A 17,428-nucleotide genomic window follows, 5' to 3' on the forward strand; every position below is an offset into this window, starting at 1 on the left:
GGTCCGTGGCCGGCATTTGTCTGCTGGAATACCGTTCCGGCGGGAAACGGGCCGGGGGCTCGGGAAACGGGCCGGGAGGCTAGACGTCGACCGACATCGGGCCGACACCCCAGATCTCGTCGCAGTACTCCCTGATCGCCCGGTCGCTGGAGAACATGCCGCTGCGTGCGGTGTTGCGGATCGACATCCGGGACCAGGTGTCGCGGTCCTGCCAGGCCCGCGAGACCTCGTCCTGGCAGTCGATGTAGGACCGGTAGTCGGCCAGCGTCAGGAACGAATCGTGCTGGACCAGGTTGTCGACCAGCGGCCGCAGCACCTCGGTGTCGCCGTGCGTGAACTCGCCGCGGGCGATCAACTCCAGTACCGCCGCCAACTCCGGATCGTCGGCCACATAGCTCAGCGGCCGGTAACCCTCGGCCTTGACCTTCGCGACCTCGCCCTCGGTCAACCCGAACAGGAAGAAGTTCTCCGCACCCGCCTCCTGGCGGATCTCGACGTTGGCGCCGTCGAGAGTGCCGATCGTCAACGCGCCGTTGATCATGAACTTCATGTTGCCGGTACCCGACGCCTCCTTGCCCGCGGTCGAGATCTGTTCGCTCAGATTGGCCGCCGGGTAGACCAGATGGGCGTTCTTGACGTTGAAGTTCGGCAGGAACACCACCTTGAGGCAGCGGTTGACCTCCGGGTCGGCGTTCACCGTTTCGCCGACGGCGTTGATCAGCTTGATGATCCGCTTGGCCATGAAGTAGCCGGGCGCGGCCTTGCCGCCGAAGATGAACACCCGTGGCGGGATCGCCGATCCGGGGTTGCGTTTGAGGCGGTGGTACAGCGTGATGATGTGCAGCACCATCAGGTGCTGGCGCTTGTACTCATGGATCCGCTTGACCTGGACGTCGAACATCCATGTCGGGTCCAGCTCGATGCCCGTCGACGAGTGCAGGTACTCCGCAAGCCGGGACTTGTTGGCGCGTTTGACCTCTCGCCACCGCTGCCGAAAAGCCGGATCGTCGACGAAGGACTCCAGCCCCTTGAGCCGCTGCAGGTTGGTCAGCCACCCGGGGCCGATGGTGTCGTCGAGCAGCCGGCGCAGACCGGGGTTGGACAACGCCAGGAACCGCCGCGGGGTGACGCCGTTGGTGACGTTGCCGAACCGCTGCGGCCACATCTCGTGGAAGTCCTTGAGGACGCTGGCCTTGAGCAGCTCGGAATGCAGCGCCGCGACCCCGTTGACCGCGTGGCTGCCGACGGTGGCCAGATGCGCCATCCGCACGCACTTGCCGCCGTCCTCGCCGATCAGCGACATCCTCGCCACCCGGTCCTCGTCGCCGGGGAACTGCGCCCGCACCTCGTCGAGGAAGCGCTCGTTGATCTCGTAGATCAGCTCCAGGTGACGTGGCAGCGCCTCGCCGAACATGGCCAGCGGCCAGGTCTCCAGCGCCTCGGGAAGCAGCGTGTGGTTGGTGTAGCCGAACGTGCGCACGGTCAGGTCCCACGCCTCGTCCCAGGACAGCTGGTGGTCGTCGATCAGCAACCGCATCAGCTCGGCCACCGCGATCGACGGGTGGGTGTCGTTGAGCTGGATCGCCCACTTGTCCGGCAGCGCGCTCAGCGGCAGGTGTGCCCGCTGCAGGTGGATGTTGAGGATGTCCTGCAGTGAGCACGTCACGAAGAAGTACTGCTGCAACAGCCGCAGCCGCTTGCCCGCCTCGGGTTCGTCGTTCGGGTAGAGCACCTTGGACACCGTCTCGGAGACGACCTCTTCGTCGACGGCCTTGTAGAAGTCGCCGGTGTTGAAGGCGTCCAGCGCGAACGACTCCACCGCCCGCGCGCTCCACAGCGTGAGGGTGTTGCAGGTGTTGACGCCGTAGCCTTGTACCGGGGTGTCATAGGAGACGCCCTTGAGGACCCGCTGCGGAACCCACCGCACCCGGAACCTGCCGGTCACGTCCTGGTACTCCTCGGTGCGGCCGCCCCAGTTCACGAAGTAGGTGGCGTCCGGCTTGTCGATCTCCCACGGGTTGCCGTGGGTCAGCCAGTTGTCGGTCTTCTCGGTCTGCCAGCCGTCGGTGATCTCCTGGGTGAAGATGCCGAACTCGTAGCGGATGCCGTAGCCGATCGACGGCCGCTCCAGCGTGGCCATCGAGTCCAGGTAGCAGGCGGCCAGCCGGCCGAGGCCGCCGTTGCCCAGCCCGGGCTCACCCTCGCAGTCCAGGATGACGTCCAGGTCCTGACCCAGGTCCGCCAACGCCTCGCGTGCCGCGTCCTCGATACCGAGGTTGAGCAGGTTGTTCCCCAACTGCGGACCCATCAGGAACTCCGCCGACAGGTAGCATGTCACCTTCGCCGACAGGTCCAGCCAGTTCTGCGTCGTGGCCATCCACCGCTTCTGCATGCGGTCGCGGACCGCCAGCGACAGCGCCCGGTAGTAGTGCTCGGGCGTCAGCACCTGGGGTGGGCGGGCGATCGAGTACAGCAGATGATCCGACACCGCGTGACGCAACGCGTCGGCGGTCATGCCGGTGCGCGTCTGCCCCGTCGGCCCGAGTTGCGCACCGTTGACCTCCGTCGATCCGGCGGCGGGGTTCGCGAGATCGGTCACTGGGTCTCCTGCGGTCTGGCCGAAGTGGCACGGCCGGGTCATTCTGTCGGTCCCGTGTTTCCTGAAGGCGTCCAGGGTGTGAACTCCGCGCAAGCTCGGGACAATCCGGACCGGGCCGTCGAAACCGCTGTCGAGATCAACGACCACGCGGTTGACTGGACACATGTCGACGGGCGCGCCACCCGCGTTGACCGGCGTAGCCGGTCGGTGGGCTGGTCTGCGGGCCCGGTTGACCACCGCCGATCTGCTGCCGCCGCTGTGGCATCTGCTGGGCTGGACGGCGGGGGTTGCCGCGGCGTCCTACCTGGTGCGCTGGCTGGCCCTGGTCGACGGCCGCACCTTCACCGTGGTCTGGTTGGCCGCGGCACCGCAGCTGGTGGCGCTGCTCACCGCGCGCCGCCGGCACTGGTCGGTCTACCTGATGTCGTTCGCGGTCTTCCAGTACGGACCCGCCTGGCTGGTCCTCGGGCAGCGCCCGGAGCTGGCCGCGCTGTCCACCGTGACCGCAGTGGTGTTCGCGGCGTGGGTGCTGCAGCCGGATCAGGATTGGGTGCGGGGGCGCAATGATTCGCTGCGCAGCTGGCGCCGGTTCGTCATCTACGGCGTCGTGGTCGCGCCGGCACTGGCCGGTGCGATCGGCGTGGTCAGTGTCGTGGTGCACGAGCAGGGCCGCACCGATGTGCGGTCGCTGGCCACCGTCGCACTGATCTGGTACCTCGCCGAGGCGGTCGGGATCGCGTTCCTGACGCCGGTGATGCTGCGTTGGCGGCACTCCTGGCGCCGGCAGTCCTGGCGGCAGCGCGCGACGACGGCCGGCTTCTCGGTGCTGATGATCGCGCTGTGCCTGGTTGCTGCCGCCGAGTCGAACTTCGTGCTGCTGTTCCTCACCGGGGTGCCCGCCCTGCTCGTCCTCATCGACGCGGGTATCGCGGCGGCCTTCTGGCAGATGGCGGTCGGCGCGGTGATCATCCTGGGCTCCACTTTCGCCGGTTACGGACCGTTCCTCGGCGACACGGCCGACCCCACCCAGGCGATGATCAACGCCCAGGTATTCCTCCTCGCCGGCTATGCCATGGTGGTGACCATCGCCGCGGCGCTGGAGGACAGGAACCGGCTCACCGCGCTGGACCACGCCAGCCACGAGATCTACGGCCTGGTGGCCGAGCTGACGGGCGATCTCGTGCTGGTCCTCGACTCGTCGGGCAACGTCCTGCACCACGCGTCGGGTGGCCAGCCGAACATCGAGCCGCGTGAAGGCCGGATCGCGCAGACGGAGTGGTTGCGCCACATCCACCCCGACGACCGCCACCTGGTCGCCGAGCGACTGATCTCCGGCCGGTCCGGGGCGTCGGCGCCGTTCCGGGTGCGCGGCTACGACGGGTCGTGGTCCTGGTTCGTCGCGCACAGCCGGCAGGCATCGAAGGGGTTCTTCGCCGTCATCCTGCGCGACGTCACCCTGGAGCGCGAAGTGCAGGAGTCGCTCACCGACATGGCCAACACCGATGCCCTCACCCGGCTGCCGAACCGGCGCGGCCTGGCCGCGCGGGCGCGCGGGATCTGGCAGCGTGCCCATGAACTCGAGCAGCCGGTGACGGCGTTGTTCGTCGACGTCGACCACTTCAAGGGGTTCAACGACCACTTCGGGCACCAGGCCGGCGACGAGTGCCTGCGCGAGGTGGCCGACGTGCTGGCGCACCTGGCCGAACCGGACACCTGTGTCGCGGCCCGTTACGGCGGTGAGGAATTCGCGGTCGTGCTGGCCGGGTGTGCGGATCCGCCCGCCTTCGCGGCCGGCTTGTCCTCGGCGATTCGTGCGCTCGCGATCCCGCATCCCGACTCGTCCTCCGGAGTCGTCACGATCAGCATCGGGGTGTGCACGGTGCGGCCCCGCGACGAGCTGGGCTACCGCGACGCCGACCCGGATGCCGCGGTCACCGAACTGCTCGACTGTGCCGACCAGGCTCTCTACACCGCCAAAGCCGAAGGGCGCAACCGAATCTCGGTGGCAGACAGGGACGTCGTGTCAGTCGGCGAGCATCTTCACCAGGCCGGTGAACACTCGCGGCAGGCCGTCGGCGGCGGGCACGATCAGCGGGCGTAGCGGTGAGGTGCTCGCGTGCAACATCCCCGCGGTCATGAGCCGGTAGCGGCGGGTGGCGCGGCGCCATCGCCGCTCGTAGTCACCGGGGCGGTCGGCGACGACGCTGTCGACCAGCAGCCGGGACGCCGCGAATGCCAGCCCGAGGCCCTCGCCGGTCAGTGCGTCGACGTAGCCTGCCGCGTCACCGACCAGCAGCACCCGCCCCGCCACCCGGCTGCGCACCTTCTGCCGCAGCGGGCCGGCTGCCATGTCGGGCTGGTGCGCGAGCCCGTCGATGCGGTCGCGCAGCGCCGGGAACGCGGCCAGGTGCTGCTCGAAGCGTCCCTGCTCGGAGGTCAGGATCGCGATGCCCACACAGTCGTCGGCGACCGGTGTCACGTGAGCCTCTCCGGCCCCGGGTTCAGCAGACCAGTACACCTCGACAACATCGCTCCACGGTGACACCGCGACGTGCCGTTTGAGGCCCCAGCGCCGGGTGCGGGCCGCACCTGCCTCCAGGCCGAGGGCGGCCCGGACAGGGGAGTGCAACCCGTCGGCGGCCGCGAGATAGCGGGCGCGGATCCCGTTGACCGACACCGAGTCCGCGCCCTGGGTGATCGCGCCGATCTTGTCGTGCACCAGTGAGACGCCGGCTGACGCCGCCTGCTGCAGCAGCGCCGCGTGCAACGATTTGCGCCGCACACCCAGCCCGGAGCCGGAACCGAACTGCGCTGTGACGCATCGGTGGCCCTGCAGATAGGACACGCCGCGGAACGCTCTGCCCGCCGGTCGGGCGCCGAGCAGGTCGAGTTGGCGCACCGCGTGCGGCATCAGGCCTTCGCCGCACGCCTTGTCGATCGGTCCGCTGCGCTTCTCGACGACGACGACCTCCAGCCCGCGCGGGCGGCGTGGATGGCGGTGGACAGGCCGGCCGGCCCGCCGCCGGCGACCACCAGGTCGATCATGACAGCGACTCGAGGGCGGTGTTCTCGACCGAGACCCGGACCCACAGCAGGGCGGCGTTGAGCACCGTGAACACCACCGCGGTGATCCAGGCACTGTGCACCAGCGGCAGTGCGATGCCCTCGACGACGACCGCGACGTAGTTGGGATGTGACAGGAACCGGTACGGGCCGCCGGTGATCCGGCCCGCGTCGGGGACGACCACGACGCGGGTGTTCCACTGCCGTCCCAGCGTGGTGATGCACCACCAGCGCACCACCAGCGCAGCGCCTGCGCGGCGACCACGACGGCCAGCATCGGCCAGCCCAGGGCCGGGATGAACTCACGGTGGGCGGCCTCGAACAGGCAACCGGCGAGAAGCGCGGTGTGCAGCACGACCATCGCCGGGTAGTGTCGGGCGCCGAACTCGACACCGCCGCGGGATCGGCTCCACTTCAGGTTCCGTTGCGACACCACGAGTTCAGCCACCCGCTCCAGGGCAACCGCGGCGATCAGCACGGTGTAGGCGAGCATGCTCAGCGCCAACGCAGCAGCACGAGTTCGGAGCAGAAGCCCGGCCCCATCGCCATCAGCAGCCCCGGCTCACCCGCGGTCGGCTTCTTGGCGCGGGTGTCGCGCAGCACATGCAGCACCGACGACGACGACGACAGGTTGCCCACCTCGGCCAGCGACCGCCACGTCAACTCCAGCGCGTCGTCGGGCAATCCGAGCGTTGCGGTGACGCCTCGATGACCTTGGGTCCACCCGGATGGGACACCCACGCCGCGATGTCGGCGACGGTGAGGTCGTGATCGCCCAGGAAGCCGGTCATGTCGTCGGCCAGGTAACGCTCGACGAGTTCGGGCAGGTCCGGCGAGAGGATCAGCTGAAACCCGTTGCGGCCGACCTTCCAGCCCATGGTGTCCAACGAGTCGGGATACATCCTGCTGCGCGAAGCGAGCACCTCGGGTCCGGTGGCGTCGATCTCGGCGGCGCGATTCTCACCGGCGGCGATCACCGCCGCCGCTCCGTCGCCGAACAGCGCGCTGCCCACCAGGCTGGCCATCGTCGACTCGGCGGCCGGGTAGGTCAGCGAGCACAGTTCCACCGACACCAGCGCGGCGAGGTCATCGGGTGCGCCACGTAGGTAGTCGTGCATGCGGGCGATGCCGGCCGCGCCGGCCACGCAGCCCAGGCCGAACAGCGGCACCCGACGCACGTCGGGGCGCAGTCCCAACCGGCCCGCGATCCGCGCGTCCAGCGACGGCACCGCGACGCCGGTGACGGTGTCGTCGTGATCAGGTCGAGATCGCCTGGCGTTACGCCTGCTTCGTCGAGCGCCGCGGTGAGCGCCTCGCAGACCAGGTCCACCGCATGGTCGAGGTAGAGGTTGTTGGCGTCGCCGAAATCGGTCAGGGTCGGATAGCGCTCCAGCGGGAGCACGAAGTGGCGGCTGTTGACCTTGGCGTTCTGATGGAGCGCCCGCACGACGTCGCCGAGGTCGGCGAAGGCCGGGATGGCCAGGAAGGTTTCGGTGATCTCGTGCTGGGGGTAGCGGTGCGGCGGCAGCGCGCCCTGAACACCTGCGATGACGCTGATCGGATTCGTGTCGGTCACGTGGATCACCTGCTCCGTGTAGCTGTCATTGTAGGTCCGTGCCCCGGCGCCTCGCTGAAGCCAAGACGGTTGTGCACCCGGCCGAGCCAGTGCGGCGCCCACCAGTTCCACCTCCCCATGAGGTGCATGAACGCCGGCACCAGCACCATGCGCACCAGGGTGGCGTCGACCAGCACGGCCAGCGTCAGGCCGAGGCCGAACATCTGCAGCACCGCCGCAGCCAGCAGCCCGCCGAACACCCAGACGAGCACCAGGAAGATCAGCGGAATGGCCAGCGACTCCATCAGCAGCAGATCGCGCTGGGACTGCGCGGTGATCTGGACGTTGACCATCGCGGTGCCGCCGGTGCGCACCGTCACCCCGCCGGCGCTCTCCGCGTCGCGGGTGACCTGCTCGGAGATCTCCGCGGCGTACACCTGCTGCTGGGCTTCGGTGCCGGTGATCACGGCGATAATCAGTCCCGCGGTGCGATCGCCGCTGACGAGGTCGGCCGCCGCGGCGGACGGCGAGGACCAGGGCGAGGAGACGTCGGCGACGTGCGGGTTGTCGCCGAGCTGATCGACGATGCCGGTGCCGGCCTCGCGGGCGGCGGGGCTGTCGATGCCGTCGGGCGACGAGACGACGATGAGCATCTGGACGTCGCCCCGGCCGAACTTCTCGGTGAGAACTTCGGCGGCGCGGGTGGATTCGGAGTCTGGATCCTGAAAACCGCTGGGGGACAGGTCCTTGGCGATGGGCACGCCGAATATGCCGAGGGCAACCGTCATTAGCGCCGCAGCCACCAAGATGCGGCGCGGCACGGCGATAGCCAGCGAAGCGAGTCGGTACAGCAGCGCAGCCTCCATCCTCAGGAAAGGCGCCTAACCGTACGACACGAAGGCCAATCCGTGGGGGTTCACACATCGGTCACATTCGGGCCAGTCCGGGTGGGGCTGCTACCGGTACTCGAAGTGCTGGTAGTCCAGCGGGGTGCGCCAGTGACCGCCCCACCGCCAGCCCCGGTCGGTGAACGCCCGAACGGCGGGGTCACCGTCGTGCAGCAGCCCGGGATCGATCCGGGACCGGTCGAGGTACACCTCAGCATTGGCGGGCTGATAGTCGCCGCGACTGTCGACGTACGGGTTCAGCCGGGGGTTGATATCGACCGCCCGGCCATAGGCGTGCAGCGACCAGCTCCCGGTCCCGGGGATGTCCCTGCAGCTGAACGCCGAGGTGTTGTTGTCGCGCATCGACAGCTCGTCGTCGGCATCGGGGTAGTGGTCGGCGGTGCGCATCCGTTCGATGGGGAAGCGCAGCCGGTACAACTGGTCGAAGATCTCGATGAGCTCGGCGGTCAGGTCCTGGTGCACCACCAGCCGGCCGCGGTGGGTCTGCTCGTCGAACCCCCAGTAGTCGAGATCGACGCGGCGCAGCGCCTCCGGTGGCAGCGGGCAACCCGGACGCCACGTCGTGCCCAACTCGGCAGCGGTGACCGGGTGCACCGTCGCGGGCCCGGGCTGCTGGGCCGGTGGCGCCGGCGCGGGGGCTGACGGCGGTGACGGCGGTGTTCGCGGTGACGTCGGTGACGGCGCGGCAGGCTCCGGGGCCGGTCCCGGGGCGGGGGCGCACTGCACCAGCACCGCCGCCACGGCGGTCAGCGCGGCCAGCTTCATGATCGTCACCAAGGCCCAAGGTACCGAACCCGAGGTACCGAACCCGCAGCTACGGTTAGCCGTCCTAATCAGTTCTGTTGGTGCAGCTTTCGAACTCGACGCCAGGTCACAACCTCACCGCCAAAACTGTGATGTGCACCATTGTGGGGTTATATTGTGTCTGCAGTCACAGAGGGGACGATCATGGTGGCAGTGGGCGAGGGTGCAACAGTCCCCCAAGAGGTCGAACCGCAACGTGCTGTACGCGCATCCAGCCAGGTCAACTGGGCGGTCATGATCCTGATGATCGGCATCCTGATCGCTGCCGTGGCCGGGGTGTTCGTCGCGCTGTCCAGCGGTATGCCGAACGTCGCGATCCTGATCGCACTGGTCACCGGCGCCGTCTTCGCCGGCGTGGCCTGCTGAGGCCGCGCCTCAGCTCAGCGCTGCCACCAGCGAGGCGGTGACCTGCTCGGTCGACGCGGTACCGCCGAGATCCGCGGTCCGGGTGCCCGGCTGGGCAAGGGTCGCCTCCATCGCCGAGATCACGTCGTCGGCAGCGGCGCCGTGACCCAGATGCGACAACATCAGCGCCGCTGACCACACCGCCCCGACGGGGTTGGCGATTCCACGCCCGGCGATGTCAGGGGCCGAACCGTGCACCGGCTCGAACATCGACGGGTGCTGCTTGGTCGGGTCGAGGTTCGCCGACGGTGCGATGCCGATGGACCCGGCGACCGCGGCCGCGAGATCGGAGAGGATGTCGCCGAACAGGTTCGAACCCACGACGACGTCGAACCGCTGCGGTTGCAGCACGAACTTGGCCGCGAGAGCGTCGATGTGCTCACTCTCCCACTGCACCTGCGGGTAGTTGGCCGCCCGCTCGGCGACGACCTCATCCCAGAACGGCAGCGTGTGCACGATCCCGTTGGACTTGGTGGCCGAGGTGACGTAGTTGCGTCGGGTCCGGGCGAGCTCGAACGCGTAGTCGGCGATACGGCTCACCCCGGCGCGGGTGAACACCGATTCCTGCACCGCCAGCTCCTCGGGCAGGCCGCGATTCATGCGTCCGCCGATCTCGCTGTACTCACCCTCGACGTTCTCCCGGACGACCACAAAATCGATGTCGGCATCCGAGCGCAGCGGCCCCGTCACACCGGGGAACAGCCGGATCGGCCGCAGGTTGACGTACTGCCGGAACGCCCTGCGGATCGGGATCAGCAGACCCCACAACGACACGTGGTCGGCGACGCCGGGCCAACCGACCGCACCCAGCAGGATGGCGTCGAACTGGCTCAACGTCTCCAGCCCGTCGTCGGGCATCATCGAGCCGACCTCGACGTAACGCTCACACGACCATTCGAATTCGGTATAGCCCAACTCGATTTCGTGTTTGGCTGCCACGGCGTCGAGCACCGCGCGAGCCGACGTCGTCACGTCGCGGCCGATCCCGTCGCCGGGGATGACGGCGATCTTCTGGGGGCTCACCCGTCCGTCCCCGCGGCGCTGACCAATGTCGTGATGTGGACCACCCCTGCACCGTAGACGATGCAGTCACCGGCGCAGGAACCGAGCCAGGCTGTCGTCGAGCTCGTCCCACCACGTGGTGTGCGGTGGCGGGCCGACGGTGCCGGTGCACGGCGAGGTGAAGCAACGATCGCGGTAACCGGTGATACTCGCGTCCTTGTCGTGTTCCCAATCGACGAAGTGCCGGCGCACCAGCTCGAGGTCGAACGCCGGGTAGTCGGTCAACGTCGTCAGGTCGCGGACATAGTCGGTCTGGAAGTCGATTTGCTCCATCACCCCGGCCACCGCGGCGTATCGGGTGCGCCACTCGGCGACGTCGGCGTCCATCGCCTCTGCCGTGGGCAGCTGAAACCGACCCAGCACCACGTCGCGGGCCAGGAAGGCCTGGGCGTCGAACATGTTGAACGTGTAGTACTGGTCCTGCATGCCCAGGTACATCAGCTTCGGGTTGGCGGTCCAGACCACGCCCTTGTAGAGCCGTTCGGGATAGAGGTTGTTGGTCGTCGACAGCCGCAGGTCCGGGTCGATGAACGGGAAGTGGTGCTGGTAGCCGGTGCACAGGATGATCGCGTCGACGCTGCGACTGGTGCCGTCGGCGAAGTGTGCGGTGCGGTCCTGGAGATGCTGCAGCGCAGGGACTTCGGAGATGCCGTGGGGCCAGCCGAAGCCCATCGGGGAGTTGCGGTAGGACACGGTGACCGAACGGGCACCGTACTTGCGCGTCTGCAGGGCGATGTCCTCGGCCGAGTAGCTGCTGCCGAGGATCAGCAGGTCCTTGCCGGCGAACTCGACGGCGTCGCGGAAATCGTGCGAGTGCAGGATGCGCCCCGGAAAGTACTCGAAACCCGGGTATTCGGGCACGATGGGGGTGGAGAAGTGGCCGGTCGCGACGATGACGTGGTCGAAGGCCTCGGTGCGCAGAGAGCCGTCGCCCTTCTCCCACGATTCGACCGTGACGGTGAAGGTGCCGTCGTCGAAGGTGACGTCCCGGACTGCGGTGTCGAACTGGATGAACTGTCGCACATTGCTCTTCTTGGCACGCCCGACGATGTAGTCGTAGAGCACCTCGCGGGGCGGGAACGATGGAATCGGGCCGCCGAAGTGCTCGTCGAACGGATAGTCGGCGAACTCCAGACACTCCTTGGGCCCGTTGGACCACAGGTAGCGATACATGCTGCCGTGCAACGGATCTCCGTGCGGATCGAGGCCGGTGCGCCAGGTGTAGTTCCACAGTCCACCCCAGTCGCTCTGCTTCTCGAAACACACCACCTCGCCGACGTCGACTCCGTCCAGTCGAGCCTGCTCGAACGCATGCAGCTGGGCCAGGCCGCAGGGGCCTGCGCCGATGATGGCCGTTCGGGACATGAATTCCTCCTAGGTGCTGCGCTCACGCGCGGGGACGGGACTTGTCGGGGTCGTAGAAAGGGATGACGGTGACGGTGGCGCCGATCCGCTTGAGGTGGCCGTCGAGCTTGCCGACTTCGACCCGAGTGCCCGGCTCGGCATGCTGAACGGCCATGCGGCACAGCGCGATACTGGCACCGAGAAGCGGTGAGCGGACGCCGCTGGTGACCACGCCCACCTGTGAGCGACCGATGTGCACGCAGTCACCGTGTCCGGCCACCTCGTTGCCGTCCAGTCGCAGCCCGACCAGCGTGCGCTGCGGATGTGCCTTGCGTTCGAGCAGCGCGGTCCGGCCGATGAAATCGTCGGTCTTGGTCTTCAACGGCACGGTGAATCCGATGCCGGCCTCGAACGGGTCGGTCTGATCGTCGAACTCGTGGCCTGCGGCCACCAGGGCCGCCTCGACCCGCAGCAACTCGAGGGCGTCCAGGCCGAGCGGGGCCAGCCCGTACGGCTCGCCGGCATCCCACACGGCGTCCCAGAGCGTCCCTGCGTCGTCGGGGTGCACCCACAACTCGTAACCGAGTTCCCCGGTGTAGCCGGTCCGCGACACCAGCAACGGCAGCCCGTCGGGACCGCCGAGACGCCCGATCAGGAAACGGAACCACCCCAGGTCACGCAGTGCCGACCGACCGGGCGGACTCCAGATCAGACCGGCGAGCAGGTCCCTGCTGGCAGGACCCTGGACGGCGATGTTGTGCATCTGGTCGGTGGAGTCCTTGACCCAGACCTGTTGCAGCCCCGACGTTTCGGCCTGGGTGCGCAGCCAGCTGCCGTCGTGGGGATCGCCGCCGATGAAGCGGAAGTTGTTGTCACCGAGACGCAGCACGGTGCAGTCGTCGACGACCCCGCCGGTCTCGGTGCACATCGCCGAGTACACGACCTGACCGCGCGCCAGCCGGCGGATGTCACGGGTGAGCGCGGTCTGCAGCAGCGTCTCGGCGTCCGGGCCGAGCACCTCGAACTTGCGCAGGGCCGACAGGTCCGTCACGGCCACGCGTTCGCGGCACGCCCAGTACTCCTGGTGCGTGCCGAAGTTGTCGAACTCGGTGGGCAGCCAGTACCCCCGATACTCGGCGAATCGGCCCGTCAACTTCTCGGTTCGGGGCGCGAAGGCCGTGGACCTCGTGAGCACGGGTTCGGCGTCCGGGGTCAGCCGGTGTCCCACCGCCACAGAGAACCTCCTGGTGGAGTCGTAGACGCGAATGTGGATGTCGGTGGGCGTCCAGCCGTTGGCGGGATCGATGTCGTCGGGACATGCCGACGACGCACAGACCAGATCGGTGCACGCCCGCAGCAGCACGTAGTCACCGGCGCGCGACCACGGCTCGTCGGTGATCAACTGGTGCTGGGCGTCGAATGCGGTGTTGTAGAACAGGTTCAGCGCCGGCCAGCCCCGGCGGGCGGTGACCCCGAAGCCCGCGAGGGTGGCGTTGAAGTTGTCGGTGCAGTTCACGTGGCCCGGATAACCCAGGTCGGCGTAGTACTTCGCTGTGCAGGCCAGCGCGAATGTGTCGTGGCGGCCCACGGTGTCGCGCACCACCTCGACGAGCGGGTGAGCGCGGCTGTCGTAGAACTTGCCGGACAGTCCCGGCTGCGGGTAGGCGGCCCCACCGATGGTGCGGGTGGTGGCGGCATCGAGGCCGAACTCGGCGCCGTCACCGAGCGCGCCGGCGTCGAACGCCAGGAAGTCCGAGCACTGCCGCCCGTCCACGTCGATGATCTGGACGAACTGCCCGGCGCGCACCTCATACGACGACGCGGTCGAGGCATCGATGCGCATGTCCCACAACGGTTCTGCCAGCGGTTCCGAAAGCTCGCGGCCGACCGGACGTGACGGGTCGGCGCGGTGCACCTCGACGAGCACCTCCGAGGGCGGGTTCGGGTCGCTATCCGACAGACACATCGGCACTGCCGGCGCGGCGACCAGAACGACCGCGTCGTCGTCGACGGTGAAGCCCGCCCTGGCACCCGCCGGTGAGCCGTCACCGAACAACCGCAGCGCCACCGCGTCGCGCTGGTCGACGTGGTGACCGGCCAGCATCGTCAGGATCCGGCCTGCGGCGTAGCCGTTTTCGTCGGGACCGGCGAACAGGCGGCGCAATACCGTGGCCGCGGCGTCGGGCCGTACATCGGGGACCGCCCAGGGGTCGGCGGCGAGGACCGTCAGTTCGGCAGGCTGGCGGCCGTAGCGATCGATCACCTCGAGCCGATCGCCACCGGCTACCCTCAGCGCGGTGACCGACCCGGGGGCGACGCGGAAGCGCTCGACCATGTTGTCTTACAACAAGATCACGGGGCGAAGGAGCGGTAGCCGACGTAGAACGCCAGCGCGCGATCCGGGGTGGAGAACAGGATGCGGGAGCCCTTCGGGAAGAAGATCGCATCCTTGGCCTTGGCGATCTGCACCTGGCCGGTGTCGGGGTTCTCCAGGCGGAACTCGCCTTCCAGGACGATCTTCATCTCGTCGTAGTCGTAGTAGTAGTCGAGTGCGGCGTCGGTGTTGCGCAGTTCGAAGTAGCCCGAGCGCATCGGCACCCCGCCCGGGTTGGCGTAGACGTCGTCGATGAAGCCCTCGGTGCCCGGATACTGCTCCAGCGGCATCCGCGGCAGCGACTGCCAGAAGCCGGATGTCACCAGGAAGGGTGGTGCGGCGGTACTCGTCATGGGGCCTCCAGCATGATCTCTCGTATGAAACAACGTCTGATGGGAGGAAACCATGCGCGGGTTTCGGGGAGATTACTCTTCGTAGCCACCACGTAATGCTTGGCAGCCGGTTTCGCCGGGCTCAGCACGGTTGACTGGCCGCGGAATAGCGTTCCGGGTTGCGATCGGGGGCTCGATCACTGCCCGGAACGCTATTCCGCGGCAAAGGTACGGCGAAGGCGCTAGATCATGTTGTTGCGGGTCAGCCACCGCATGATCGGCCAGCCGACGAACACCGGCAGCCAACAGGTGAGGATTCGGTACAGCAGCACCGAGGGCACCGCCACCGCCGCGGGCACGCCGAACGCGGCGAGGCCACCGATGAGCGCGGCTTCCACCGCGCCGACGCCGCCCGGTGTGGGTGCTGCCGCGGCCAGCGTGCCGCCGACCATCGTCACGATCGTGACGGTGACGAAGCTGACGTCGCCGCCGAACGCTTCGATGCTCGCCCACAACGCCAGGGCGGCCCCGAGCGTCGTTGCGGCGCAACCGAGCACGATCACCGCGAGGCGTTTGGGTTCGCCGGCGAGCTCACGGAGGTCGGCGAAGACCTCCTCGAGACGGGGCCGGACCGCGGTCGCCAGCCAACGGCGCAGTTTGGGGACGAACAGCGATATGCCGATCGCGCCGAGCGCCGCACCGGCGATCAGGTACAGCACGGTGCTGCTCGGCACGAACCGTGACAGGTTGGCCGACGCGCCCACCGCCGCGCTGAAGATGATCAGCAGGGTGATGTGGGTGATCACCTGCACCGACTGTTGAAGTGCGACGGCGGTGGTGGCACGCAGCGCGCCCAGCCCGCCCTTCTGCAGGAACCGGGTGCTCAGGGCGAGACCGCCGACGCCGGCCGGGGTGGTCGTCGCGGCGAACGTGTTCGCCACCTGCATGATGGCCAGGTTGCGGAACTTCACCAGACCGTCCGCGCACGCCCACAGCGCAGCGCCCGCGCCGAGGTATTTCAGCGCGGACACTGCGAGCCCGGCCAGTGCCCACCACCAGTTCGCCGAACGCAGCTCGGAGAAGAACACCGGTACCGACGCGATGAACGGGTACGCGACGTAGACCAGCGCGACCAGCAGGACCATCTGGATGAGCTGGCTGCGGGTGAACCGGGTGATGGTCTCCGCCTTGATCTGGTCGGCACCGGTCTGCCGCTTGACTTCGTCGCGGGCGGTCGACAGCGCCGTACCCGCGTCGTGTACCGCCGCCTGAACACGTCTCGGCACGGCGGATTTGGTCAGACGGCGCGAAGCCGCCAGCACTGTCTCGTTGCCGAACACCGTGATCGCCGCGCGTACCGCCGATTCGGCGCCGTAGAGGTCGGTCGTCGTCAGCAACAGTTGCGCGATGTCGGTGTGCAGATGGCCGTCGTAGGCGCCGTACTCGGAATAGGTGAAACCGCCGAACATCGGGGTTCCGTCGACGACGCTGATCTCCTTGGCGCGCAGGTCGCCGTGGGAGATCTGGTGGCTGTGCAGCACGCCGAGCGAATCCCACACCCGCGTCACAGGTAACTCGTCGACACACTCGTCGATCGTGACGCCGAGTGACGGCTTGTGCGCGTAGAGCGTCCATCCCCGGTCCAGGGTCGCCATCGCGATCGGTGAGGTGTTGGCCAGCGCCAGGTCGCCCACGGCGACAGCCATCAACGCGCGATGTTCGACGGCGCGCTGCATCGAGGTCTGCAGCGGCGCGGTTTCGCTGTCGCGCAGTCGCAGCTTGCTCCAGAACTGCCGCAGGGCGCCGCCGCCGCGTTGGTGCGGCCCGTACAGTTCGACGGTGGCGGTTCCGGCCGACCAGTCCGTCCCGCCGGCGTCCGCGTCCTCGGTCGCGGTGAGCACCAACGGTCCGCGCCCGGCCGGGCGGACCACCGTCAGCGCCGACACCCGGAAACCGCGCCGGGTCAGCGCCCGCACCGCACCGTCGAGTGGCACCTCGAGTGCGGGTGTGCCGACGACGAGGACGACGAGCGCGCCGATGAACCACCCTACGGCGAGCCCGAGCAGCGACCGGGCAGGCACCACCGCGCTGACGACGAGATGGATCGGGACGAATGCCAGCAACAACGCCCACCACCAGCGCCGCCACTGTGCAGGCAGCCAGGGGCCGGAGACGGTGAGTACCGCCGCCAGCATCGCGATCCACCGCGGGTCGTCGAGGAACTGCGACAGCATGGTGTCGAGACGTTCGGTCAGATCGAAGTGCCAGCGCGGCGCGGCGACGCCGTTGCCGGTGATCGACAGAAGCAGGATGGCGATGATCCCCGCCGCGGCGTATGCGCCCAGCAACTTCCATTGACGGGCGACGATCAGGCCGATGAGGATCATGAACGGCAACGCCAGGATCGCCACGCCGTAGATCAGGTACACGACGTTCGACTGTGTCGGGCTGAGCACACCGACGATCTCGGAGATGGATCTCTCCAGCGCTTCCCACTCATTGCGGGTGATCAGCGTGCTGGTGACGACGACGACCAGGAAGACCGTGGACAACGTCAGCCGGACGATGTCGTTGGTCCGTCGTATCAACGGTTGGAGCAGGCTGCCGGAGACAGCGATGTCCCGCCCGTCCACTCGCATAAGGCAACGATCTCTCGGTTTGGCTGGTGGGCCGTCGACGGCCCACCAGACAACTTAGCGAGTGTTCGGCGGTGTCCGGAACCTGCGGCGGGGCGTGGTGGCGGATGCGGCCCGCAGTGAGCAGCAGAAAGGGCGCCCCAACAGGGGCGCCCTCTCTGCGGTGTGAGGGTTACTTGTTGTCGACGAAGACGACGTTGCCGGTGGTTTCGAGGACCTGGTCGTCGCCTTGGGCGTCCCAGACGTATTCGCGGATGGGCTGGCCCTGGCGGACCGAGACGACCTCGGCGTTGTCCAGTGCGGTCGATCCCTGGCGGTTGACGACGACGCGGTTGCCGTCGGCCTC

General features: G+C 68.2%; 10 protein-coding genes and 3 pseudogenes. 2 read left to right on the forward strand and 11 right to left on the reverse strand.

The window, feature by feature from the left end:
• Positions 1-79: 79 nt before the first annotated feature.
• The gene (locus WA944_RS05315; RefSeq protein ID WP_526369700.1) at positions 80-2,515 is read right to left on the reverse strand and encodes a glycogen/starch/alpha-glucan phosphorylase; all 2,436 of its coding nucleotides are present in this window, start codon (positions 2,513-2,515) and stop codon (positions 80-82) included.
• Between the two features lie 247 nt (positions 2,516-2,762).
• Between WA944_RS05315 and WA944_RS05320 the strand changes: the two genes are divergently transcribed.
• Positions 2,763-4,700 carry a sensor domain-containing diguanylate cyclase gene (locus WA944_RS05320; protein ID WP_526646488.1) on the forward strand — a complete coding sequence of 646 codons (1,938 nt, stop codon included), beginning with the start codon at positions 2,763-2,765 and terminating at the stop codon, positions 4,698-4,700.
• Here WA944_RS05320 and WA944_RS05325 read toward each other — a convergent pair.
• From WA944_RS05325 to WA944_RS05345, 5 genes and pseudogenes are all read right to left on the reverse strand, one after another.
• Positions 4,623-5,644 (reverse strand): annotated as a pseudogene (locus WA944_RS05325) (NAD(P)/FAD-dependent oxidoreductase). The gene WA944_RS05320 and the pseudogene WA944_RS05325 overlap by 78 nt on opposite strands.
• Positions 5,641-6,155: pseudogene (locus WA944_RS05330) on the reverse strand (isoprenylcysteine carboxyl methyltransferase family protein). The pseudogenes WA944_RS05325 and WA944_RS05330 overlap by 4 nt, the downstream one beginning before the upstream one ends.
• A 2-nt stretch (positions 6,156-6,157) precedes the next feature.
• A pseudogene (locus WA944_RS05335) lies at positions 6,158-7,220 on the reverse strand (type III polyketide synthase).
• 23 nt (positions 7,221-7,243) lie between these two features.
• Positions 7,244-8,083, reverse strand: a complete 840-nt coding sequence (locus WA944_RS05340; RefSeq protein WP_526369672.1) for an MMPL family transporter — start codon at positions 8,081-8,083, stop codon at positions 7,244-7,246.
• Positions 8,084-8,173: 90 nt separating this feature from the next.
• The gene (locus WA944_RS05345) at positions 8,174-8,890 is read right to left on the reverse strand and encodes a M15 family metallopeptidase (RefSeq protein WP_526646491.1); all 717 of its coding nucleotides are present in this window, start codon (positions 8,888-8,890) and stop codon (positions 8,174-8,176) included.
• Positions 8,891-9,046: 156 nt separating this feature from the next.
• On the opposite strand from WA944_RS05345, the gene WA944_RS05350 reads away from it, so the two are divergent.
• Positions 9,047-9,295, forward strand: a complete 249-nt coding sequence (locus WA944_RS05350) for a hypothetical protein (protein WP_526372459.1) — start codon at positions 9,047-9,049, stop codon at positions 9,293-9,295.
• Positions 9,296-9,304: 9 nt separating this feature from the next.
• Here the strand turns inward: WA944_RS05350 and WA944_RS05355 are convergent, their stop codons facing one another.
• From WA944_RS05355 to WA944_RS05375, 5 genes are all read right to left on the reverse strand, one after another.
• Positions 9,305-10,357 (reverse strand): tartrate dehydrogenase, encoded by a 1,053-nt coding sequence (locus WA944_RS05355; protein WP_526372460.1) that lies wholly within the window; start codon positions 10,355-10,357, stop codon positions 9,305-9,307.
• Between the two features lie 66 nt (positions 10,358-10,423).
• On the reverse strand, positions 10,424-11,761 hold the full coding sequence (locus WA944_RS05360) for a trimethylamine monooxygenase (RefSeq protein ID WP_526372461.1): 1,338 nt from the start codon (positions 11,759-11,761) through the stop codon (positions 10,424-10,426).
• 22 nt (positions 11,762-11,783) lie between these two features.
• On the reverse strand, positions 11,784-14,075 hold the full coding sequence (locus WA944_RS05365; RefSeq protein WP_526372462.1) for a trimethylamine N-oxide demethylase: 2,292 nt from the start codon (positions 14,073-14,075) through the stop codon (positions 11,784-11,786).
• A gap of 17 nt (positions 14,076-14,092) precedes the next feature.
• Positions 14,093-14,467, reverse strand: coding sequence for a EutQ-related cupin domain-containing protein (locus WA944_RS05370; protein WP_526372463.1), 375 nt, complete (start codon positions 14,465-14,467; stop codon positions 14,093-14,095).
• 221 nt (positions 14,468-14,688) lie between these two features.
• Complete coding sequence (locus tag WA944_RS05375) at positions 14,689-17,085, reverse strand: lysylphosphatidylglycerol synthase transmembrane domain-containing protein (protein WP_526608252.1); 2,397 nt, start codon at positions 17,083-17,085, stop codon at positions 14,689-14,691.
• Positions 17,086-17,428: the final 343 nt, after the last annotated feature.

This window comes from Mycobacterium sp. (genome assembly GCF_049683355.1).
Classification (GTDB): Bacteria; Actinomycetota; Actinomycetes; order Mycobacteriales; family Mycobacteriaceae; genus Mycobacterium.

Coding starts and splice junctions, on each gene's coding strand:
- WA944_RS05365 (WP_526372462.1), bottom strand. CDS start 14,075: ATGGTCGAGCGCTTCCGCGTCGCCCCCGGGTCGGTCACCGCGCTGAGG.
- WA944_RS05340 (WP_526369672.1), bottom strand. CDS start 8,083: ATGGAGGCTGCGCTGCTGTACCGACTCGCTTCGCTGGCTATCGCCGTG.
- WA944_RS05360 (WP_526372461.1), bottom strand. CDS start 11,761: ATGTCCCGAACGGCCATCATCGGCGCAGGCCCCTGCGGCCTGGCCCAG.
- WA944_RS05345 (WP_526646491.1), bottom strand. CDS start 8,890: ATGAAGCTGGCCGCGCTGACCGCCGTGGCGGCGGTGCTGGTGCAGTGC.
- WA944_RS05315 (WP_526369700.1), bottom strand. CDS start 2,515: ATGACCGCCGACGCGTTGCGTCACGCGGTGTCGGATCATCTGCTGTAC.
- WA944_RS05320 (WP_526646488.1), top strand. CDS start 2,763: ATGTCGACGGGCGCGCCACCCGCGTTGACCGGCGTAGCCGGTCGGTGG.
- WA944_RS05375 (WP_526608252.1), bottom strand. CDS start 17,085: ATGCGAGTGGACGGGCGGGACATCGCTGTCTCCGGCAGCCTGCTCCAA.
- WA944_RS05370 (WP_526372463.1), bottom strand. CDS start 14,467: ATGACGAGTACCGCCGCACCACCCTTCCTGGTGACATCCGGCTTCTGG.